Genomic DNA, 5,530 nt, shown 5'->3' with positions numbered 1-5,530 from the left:
AACCTTCTCAGGCGGGTACAGTTGGTTCGGGTCGTTTGGCTATGCTGGCGGACAGTGGCAATCCTGCCTTTAATAAATTCACTGAGAAAAACTGGCAGATCGTGGCTGAGCTGGAAAAAGTCGCCCAAGCTTTAGAGCGCTCTATGGCGCAGGTTGCTGTCAACTGGGTGATGAATCGGCCTGGTGTGGCCTCAGTGCTGATGGGCGCGACCAAGCTGCAACAGTTACAAGCTAATTTGGCTGCCCTCGATTTTGACCTTCCGGCTGAGCCGCGGCAGCGCTTAGACGATGTTAGCCAGCCCGAAACCCGTTTTCCCTATACCTTTTTTGCACCGAGCTTGCAGGGGATGATTAACGGTGGCGCTACCGTAGGCGATAAGCCCCGATCCTATTACCGCCCTATTTTAGGGACGGGCGCTGGGGCTGGGGTTACGGCTTAAATCGCCGCAAATGCCCCCTCAAAACCAGAAAATTCAGCTCCACTGGCGGTAGATCTGCTGGCAATCGTGAATTTAGGCCAAAACTAGCCAGAATGAGCTATTTGGCTGATGCTTCCTGGCAATCTGTAACTTGCACAACTTTTTTCGGCTAGCAGGTGTAGTTGACTACTGATGTTTCAAGCGGCATTCATTTGACCTCAGCAATCAGGAGACAGGTTATGCCCAAGACATTGTTTAAAGTCGATTTAACCAAGCCAATGACAGAGCAGGAAATGCCAGGGCATAACCGTTGGCATCCTGATATTCCAGCGGTTGTTTCGGTTAATCCGGGCGACGTTTTCCGCATCGAATGCAAAGACTGGACAGATGGGCAAATCAAAGACAATGACAGCCCAGACGATATTCGAGATGTCGATTTGACGGTAGTTCACGTTCTGAGCGGCCCAATTTGGGTCAACGGGGCTGAACCGGGTGACATTTTAGTGGTTGATCTACTAGATATTGGGGCGCTGCAAGGGGACGAATGGGGCTTCACCGGGATTTTTGCCAAAAACAACGGCGGCGGCTTTCTCACCGATCACTTTCCGGATGCGGCTAAGGCAATTTGGGATTTTCAAGGGATTTATACAGCTTCTCGCCACATTCCGGGTGTTCGTTTTGCTGGTATTACTCACCCCGGTCTGATTGGCTGCGCCCCTTCCCATGAACTGCTAGCCAAGTGGAATCAGCGGGAGAAAGCCTTGGTGGATACCGCGCCTGATCTGCGCACTTATGGGGCGGGTCTTTCGGGCGATCAGCCTGTGCTGGCGGCTTTGCCCAATCCTCAAAATGCCATTCTGGGCACGCTGCCGACTTCTGAGTACGATCGCGTTGCGGCAGAAGCAGCCCGCACGGTGCCCCCCCGCGAACATGGCGGCAACTGCGATATCAAAAATCTCTCTAGGGGAACCCGGATTTACTTTCCGGTCTATGTTGAGGGGGCTAAATTGTCGATGGGAGATATTCACTTCTCTCAGGGAGACGGGGAGATTTCCTTTTGCGGGGCGATTGAGATGTCGGGCTATATCGACCTGCATGTGGACATCATCAAGGGGGGCATGGATAAGTACAGCATGGTCAACCCCATTTTTAAGCCGGGGCCTGTTGAACCTCGTTACTCTGAGTATCTGGTTTTTGAGGGGATTTCAGTGGATGAGTTTACAGGTAAGCAGCACTATATGGATGTTCATATTGCCTATCGACGAGCTTGCCTAAATGCGATCGAGTATTTGAAAAAGTTTGGCTTTACAGGGGAGCAAGCCTATCTGCTGCTCAGTTGTGCCCCGGTTGAAGGGCGCATTAGCGGCATTGTCGATATTCCTAACGCCTGTGCAACTTTGGCGATTCCCACCGAGATTTTTGACCAGGATATTTTGCCAGTTTAGGGGAGGCTTGAATGCCACTTTACGAATTTAGCTGTGCTGACTGCGGCATTTTTGACGAATGGCGATCGCTGGCGACCCGCAGCGATCCAGCCTACTGCCCTAGCTGTCAAACTCTAGGCAAACGGGTTTTCTCGGCTCCAGCGCTGCTTTCTGGCTCCGTACGGCTGAAGCGGGAAAGTCCAGAGCCTCAGCGTGTACAACGCGATCTAGAACCTCAGCAGCCAAGGGTAAAAAGCCATACGGGAGGCCGTCCCTGGATGATTGGCCACTAAGTTTTGGCTAAAGCGACGGCTCCGGCATTGATGCCAACGGCTTTATTGACGGTATCAGTAAATTCACGAGATGAAATGACCCGTGCGGGTACTGCCACTGGCAGACCCGCATTTCTATATTTGGATCAAATTTGTTTTGTGACTAGAGCGATCGCTCCTCACAGTTTGATCTCACAAGGAAAATTGACATGTCTGATCGTCGTCAGGAAGCTTATGCAGTCCGCCTTGAGGCGGCAGAACTGGCTAGAAGTCGCGAGTATCCCATTCAACAGGCAAATGGAGACGAGCAACGCTATGCTGGTAGCCAGTACTTTATGTCGTTTACCAAAGGCTTGCCCCACAACCCGCATACAGGGCTGTTAGCAGAAGCGCAAGATTTTGTCGAATTTCGCCGCGCCATTGACGATGGCTTTATCGATCCCTTTTCTGATCGGGTACGGCACGGAGCCAAATTTGAAGTCGTGCCAGCCGAGAGCGGCTATACGGTTCAGCCTGTAGAAGTGCCCCCCAACAACTTTAGACAGTGGGAAGCCCCTACCGCCGGAATCGTCTTTGAGCTACAAGGCCCTGATGCCCAAGCCGTCACCATGCCGCCAGCCCCTCCTTTACTGGTGGCTCCTGGCAAGGCCAATGCGGAACTGGCTTTTGAAATTGCTGAAGTTTATGAACTGGCGCTGTTGCGAGATCAGCCCCTAAATGAGTTTGAAAGTTGCCACGCCAATCCTAAAATTCAAGCCGCTCTCGATCGGCTCAATCACCTGAGCTATATCAGCCATCAAACCGGACGCCCCCGCAAAGTCAACGCTGAGGGCAAACTAGATTTTGGCAATCTCTTTCGCGGTTCTTCGCCAGGGGTAGAAGTCGGGCCTTACCTCTCTCAGTTTTTAATGATTGGCAACAGCGATCGCAACCGAGGCGGCACCGTTGCCGAAGGCAAAATCACCTATGGCGTGCTGCAAATCGACCAAAGGGTACCCGTTGCCAAACCCGCAAAAGATTACATGACCGACATGCCAGCCTACGTTCAGGTGCAGCGCGGGCTACAGCCAGCCGTCAACCCAGAAATCTATGTGGCACCCGACGGCAGTGACGCTCAGCCCCCCCAACGACCTGCCCGCCGCTTTATCTCCACGCCGCGCGACTTAGCCACCTATGTACATTACGACGCGCTCTATGAAGCTTATCTGAACGCCGCCATCATTCTATTGGGAATGGGCACACCTTTTGATCCAGGCTTTGATCACCTTTCTGGCGTCGGCGCTGCCGCAGGCCAAGGCTCAACCCGACGTCAAGCCGGGGGGTTTGCCCTCTATGGCGGGCCGCACATTCTCAACCTGGTCACTGAAGTTTCCACCCGTGCCCTCAAAGCCGTCCGTTTTCAAAAGTTCAACAACCACATTCGCCTGCGACCCGAAGCCTTAGCCGCCAGAATTGAACTGGTGCGCTTACACGAAACCGATAGCGACCTCGCAGGCAAAGTGCCGACTGCTCTTTTGGCAGATGTCGGTCTGTTGAAGACAGAATTAGACTGCAACGCCCCTGCGGGCGGGCAAAGTACCCTAGAAGCGATTCGGCAAGGGCCAGGGCTGGGCACCTACTTCTTGCCAATGGCTTTTCCTGAAGGCTCACCCATGCACCCTGCCTATGGAGCCGGACATGCCACGGTTGCGGGGGCTTGCGTCACCATTCTCAAAGCCTTTTTTGACACCAGTGCTGTGCTGGCTCAAACGCCATCCGGTAGCGTTGCCTTCAAACGCTTGGCGGCAGGGGATGTTCCCGTCACATTTCGGGCACCTGAGCTAAAAACGCTGGCTCCGACGGACGATCTGGTACTGTCAAAAACGCCTTGCCAGCCGCTCACCCTAGAAGGGGAGCTAAACAAACTAGCGGCAAATATCTCTATTGGTCGCAACATGGCTGGGGTTCACTACTTCAGCGACTATTACGACAGTCTGCGCATGGGTGAAGCAATTGCCATCGGCATTTTAGAAGAACAAGCGCTGACTTACTCCAGCGACCCCTTTGTGCTATCTCTACCAACTTTTGAGGGTGATGTCCTGAGGATTGGCCGCCGATGAACCGTTTACCCCGCCGTCCACCTCGGATACAGCCGCCGCTACGGGGGCGACTAGCGGCAGCCTCATCGCTGGGGCAAACCCCATTGCCGACAACGACTGTCCGCTCTGTGCCCTCAACCCCCCGTCTGCCCCTGCCGCAGCATCCGCCAATGGCACCGCCTGTTTGCGAACCTCAGCCCGACTGGCTGGATTTCTATAAACAAAGAGCCAAATTTTTCAGCCGTCTCGATCGCCTGTGGAAATGGCTAATAGTGCTGGCAATCCTGCTTAGCGGCTCGTTTTTAATCGGCAAGCTACTGTAGGGCCACCTTCAGGGAGTCTATAGACAGCGAGGATTGATGCCATAGGGGCTTGAAAGGGCGATCGCCACTGACCTAAAAAAGGGGGCGATCGCCCTTCAGCAATGGCTAAAGTAAACTATAGCTGTAGCCAGAAGCGTTGAGACACTTCAATGGCTGAAAGTCTCTGACAGAAAAGGTTTTCTTCTGCCCTCTGACTTTTGCCTTTAGCTATAAAAGCCAGCCTCTTTTGATATTTGCTGACGCTGTCGCCAACCTTATGCAAACCCCTGCCGCTAACAGCCAGCAGCGTGCTGCTGAACTGCGATCGCTCTTACAGCAAGCCAGCTATGCCTACTATGTGCTGGATGCCCCCTTTATGGAAGACCCGGTTTATGACCAGCTCTACCGGGAACTGCAAGACCTCGAAACCCAATATCCAGCGCTAATCACCCCCGACAGCCCTACTCAACGCGTCGGCGAAAAGCCCGCTAGCCAGTTCACCTCAGTCCGCCACAACATTCCGCTTTATAGCCTGGAGAACGCCTTTAGCATTGCCGAATTTGAAGCCTGGGAAGAACGCTGGCGACGCCTAGAACCTGACATTGAAGACGCCCCCGCCGTAGCTGAACTAAAAATTGACGGCAACGCGCTGGCGCTCACATACGAAAACGGCATTCTGACTCGGGGAGTTACTCGGGGCGATGGCGTAACCGGAGAAGACATTACCCAAAACGTCAAAACCATCCGTAGCATTCCGCTGCGGCTAAAGCTGCCCAATCCGCCCCCCCAGGTTGAAGTACGGGGCGAAGCTTTCCTACCGCTAGATGTATTTGAGCAAATCAATCAAGACCGCGAAGCGGCTGGCGAAGCCCTCTTTGCCAACCCTCGCAACGCCGCCGCAGGTACCCTCCGCCAGCTCGACTCTCGCGTTGTTGCCCGCCGCCAACTCGACTTTTTCGCCTACACCCTCATCATCCCCAACTGGAACCAAGCCCTTCACATAGAACTCCCCTCCCCCCCTCTCCCTCTCCCTCC

At 53.9% G+C, this 5,530-nt stretch carries 6 protein-coding genes; all 6 read left to right on the top strand.

The genetic code is table 11. From position 1 onward, the window contains the following. Positions 1-440, top strand: a 440-nt coding sequence (locus tag ACTS3T_RS23720) for an aldo/keto reductase (protein ID WP_462935831.1), incomplete at its 5' end; no start/stop codon positions are given. A gap of 218 nt (positions 441-658) precedes the next feature. Continuing rightward, positions 659-1,864 (top strand): formamidase, encoded by a 1,206-nt coding sequence (fmdA, locus tag ACTS3T_RS23715; RefSeq protein ID WP_462935830.1) that lies wholly within the window; start codon positions 659-661, stop codon positions 1,862-1,864. Positions 1,865-1,875: 11 nt separating this feature from the next. Then, positions 1,876-2,136, top strand: coding sequence for an FmdB family zinc ribbon protein (locus tag ACTS3T_RS23710; protein ID WP_462935829.1), 261 nt, complete (start codon positions 1,876-1,878; stop codon positions 2,134-2,136). Positions 2,137-2,324: 188 nt separating this feature from the next. After that, positions 2,325-4,214 carry a vanadium-dependent haloperoxidase gene (locus ACTS3T_RS23705; protein ID WP_462935828.1) on the top strand — a complete coding sequence of 630 codons (1,890 nt, stop codon included), beginning with the start codon at positions 2,325-2,327 and terminating at the stop codon, positions 4,212-4,214. Beyond that, positions 4,211-4,516, top strand: a complete 306-nt coding sequence (locus tag ACTS3T_RS23700) for a hypothetical protein (protein WP_462935827.1) — start codon at positions 4,211-4,213, stop codon at positions 4,514-4,516. Before ACTS3T_RS23705 ends, ACTS3T_RS23700 begins: the two co-directional genes overlap by 4 nt. Before the next feature lie 256 nt (positions 4,517-4,772). Then, positions 4,773-5,530, top strand: a 758-nt coding sequence (locus ACTS3T_RS23695; RefSeq protein WP_462935826.1) for a DNA ligase LigA-related protein, incomplete at its 3' end; no start/stop codon positions are given.

The organism is Almyronema sp. (assembly GCF_052168255.1).
Classification (GTDB): Bacteria; Cyanobacteriota; Cyanobacteriia; order Phormidesmidales; family Phormidesmidaceae; genus Sphaerothrix; species Sphaerothrix epifaneia.
Note: the sequence above shows the minus strand (reverse complement) of the source record. Positions and strands in the feature narration are given on the sequence as shown.

Bases quoted from the DNA above. Each gene is read 5' to 3' on its own strand.
- ACTS3T_RS23700 (WP_462935827.1), top strand. From the start codon at position 4,211: ATGAACCGTTTACCCCGCCGTCCACCTCGGATACAGCCGCCGCTACGG.
- ACTS3T_RS23710 (WP_462935829.1), top strand. From the start codon at position 1,876: ATGCCACTTTACGAATTTAGCTGTGCTGACTGCGGCATTTTTGACGAA.
- fmdA (WP_462935830.1), top strand. From the start codon at position 659: ATGCCCAAGACATTGTTTAAAGTCGATTTAACCAAGCCAATGACAGAG.
- ACTS3T_RS23705 (WP_462935828.1), top strand. From the start codon at position 2,325: ATGTCTGATCGTCGTCAGGAAGCTTATGCAGTCCGCCTTGAGGCGGCA.